Origin of the sequence: Rugosimonospora africana, assembly GCF_016862975.1 — a bacterium.
Classification (GTDB): domain Bacteria; phylum Actinomycetota; class Actinomycetes; order Mycobacteriales; family Micromonosporaceae; genus Rugosimonospora; species Rugosimonospora africana.
In genome coordinates this window covers 1-2,521 of record NZ_BONZ01000160.1, presented here as the reverse complement: position 1 = coordinate 2,521, position 2,521 = coordinate 1, and the positions used below count along the sequence as shown (strand labels likewise).

Here is a 2,521-nt window from a genome sequence, read left to right as displayed (position 1 = left end):
CCCCCTCCCCCGCAAGAACCTTCATGAACCCGGTAGCGGCTACCGTACCCGCTGGCAACCCCGACCGACAGTAGCCCGATGACCTCGGAATTCCCTCACTGTCAAAGGTGATCGGCGCCGATCCTGTTGGTAAATGCCCAGATTCGCTGAGAATCCTGCCGATCGAAACCCGTCGAAGACTGTCCACGGTGGACCGGGCTGGGACAGCTGAGACATGGCATCGCTGAGACGTGGCATCGCTGAAACACGGCATCGCTGAGACCTGGCACCGCTGAGACCTGGCCCGACGGTGAACCGCGCCGGTCGAGCCGCATACCACCAACTCCGGGCGGCCGACTGGTCTGGGTCGTGGCGCGGCGCCAGACGCGCCCAACCTGATGGTCGGCGACTGGTCTGGGTCGTGGCGCGGCGCCAGACGCGCCGAGCCAGACCAGTCGGTGAAACGTACTCGGAGTGCGGCGGCACGTCCGGTGTGATGGGTTACGTTATATCGACGAAGGTTGTTGTCGGGCTTCCGTCTCGCCCGCCCGCGCCCCTGGAGTCGACATGCCCCGCCACCCGATCCGTTCGTCCCGCAGGCGTGGCGCTGTGCTGGCCGCGGCCGCACTCGCCGCCACGGTCACCGCCGCAACCGCCGCCACCACGGTCACCGTCGCGGTCACCGGCCGCACCGCGGCTGCCGCGCCCGGCTCCGATCCCGCGGCTGCCGCGTCCCGCCCCGGTACCGCGTCCGCCGCTCCCGGCCGCACCGCGGCCGCAACCCTGGCCGTAACCCCGGCCAAGGACGTCACCGCCAACCTGTTCATGTGGAACTGGCCCTCGGTCGCCAGCGAGTGCACCAACACCCTGGGTCCGGCCGGGTACGCGGCCGTGCAGGTCGCACCGCCGGAAGACACCCTCGACACCGCCGGCCACCCCTGGTGGGAGATCTACCAGCCGGTCGACTACAACCTCAGCGGTCGCATGGGCAGCGAGGCCCAGTTCCGGAGCATGGTCACCACGTGCCACAACGCCGGCGTCAAGGTGTACGTGGACGCAGTGATCAACCACGCCGCCGCGCAGAGCGGCCGGGGCACCAGCTACGGCGGCGTCGCCTACACCCCCTCCGCGTCCTACCCCGACTACACCGGCGCCGATTTCCACAACTACCCGAACGACTGCCCGGTCGCGTCGAACCAGATCTCCGACTGGAACAACTACCAGCAGGTCACCGAGTGCCAGCTGTCCAACCTGCCGGACCTGCGTACCGAGACCGGCAAGGTACGCACGACCCTCGCCGGGTACCTGAACAAGCTCATCGGGTACGGCGTCGACGGGTTCCGGATCGACGCCGCCAAGCATGTCGGCCATGCCGACCTGGCCGCGATCGAAGCGATGCTCAACCGGGACACGATGACCGGCGCACCGGTCTACATCACCCAGGAAGTGGCGCTCGGAGCCAGCAACTCCCAGTTGACGCCCGCCTCGTTCGAGAACACCGGCAGCCTGCTCGGCTTCGACTACGCGGATGCCATCAAGGCCCAGTTCACCGGGAACATCGCGGGCTTCGGCGGGTTCGGCTCGTGGAGCCTGCTACCGAGCGGGTACTCGTCCAGCTTCGTCAACAACCACGACACCGAGCGCGACGGCTCCACGCTCAGCTACAAGAACGGCGCCACCTACAACCTGGCGACCGAATTCCTGCTCGCCTGGGGGTACGGCACCCCGCAGGTGTACTCCGGGTTCACCTTCGGCGGTACCGACGACTCGCCGCCGGCCGACGCCAACGGGTACGTCACCGGCACCAACTGCGCCACCGGCTGGTACTGCACCGACCGGCTCACCGGCGTGGCCAACCTGGTCGCCTGGCACAACCTCGCGCTGACCAACAACGACCCGGTGGCCAACTGGTACACCGACGGCTCGAACCTCATCGCGTTCTCCCGGGGCGCCGACGCGTGGATCACCGTCAACAACGGGTCCTCGGCCGCGACCCGCACCTTCACCACCGGCCTGCCGGACGGCACCTACTGCGACATCATCCACGGCAACTACTCGGGCGGCTCATGCTCCGGACCGACCGTCGCGGTCTCCGGCGGTACGGCCACCGTCACGGTCGCCGCCAGAGACGCGGTCGCGTTCGACATCAACACCCGGATCGGCGGAGCGCCCGCGACCGTCGCCATCACGTTCAACGAGACCAGGACGACGGTTTGGGGCCAGAACGTGTACCTGGTCGGCTCGATCCCCGCGCTGGGTTCGTGGAACACCGGCAGCGCACTGTTGATGTCGTCGGCCGCGTACCCGGTCTGGCGGCTGACCGCGGCGCTGCCGCCGAGCACCAGCATCGAGTACAAGTACATCCTCAAGGACGGCGCCGGCAACGTGACCTGGGAGAGCGGCTCGAACCGTACCTACACCACACCGCCGTCCGGCTCGGCGACCCTGAACGACACCTGGAAGTGAGGGAGCGACGCGGCCCTGTACTCCGTGCGACCGGCAGTCCGCCAGCGCTGTCGGGTCGGTTCAGGCTTCGTGGGTG

At 68.4% G+C, this 2,521-nt stretch carries 1 protein-coding gene; it reads left to right on the top strand.

Annotated features, from left to right (window positions below; all coding sequences use genetic code 11):
* Positions 1-546 precede the first annotated feature (546 nt).
* Positions 547-2,445 carry a carbohydrate-binding module family 20 domain-containing protein gene (locus Raf01_RS48965; protein WP_203925050.1) on the top strand — a complete coding sequence of 633 codons (1,899 nt, stop codon included), beginning with the start codon at positions 547-549 and terminating at the stop codon, positions 2,443-2,445.
* The last annotated feature ends 76 nt before the right edge of the window (positions 2,446-2,521 follow it).

Bases quoted from the DNA above. Each gene is read 5' to 3' on its own strand.
- Raf01_RS48965 (WP_203925050.1), top strand. From the start codon at position 547: ATGCCCCGCCACCCGATCCGTTCGTCCCGCAGGCGTGGCGCTGTGCTG.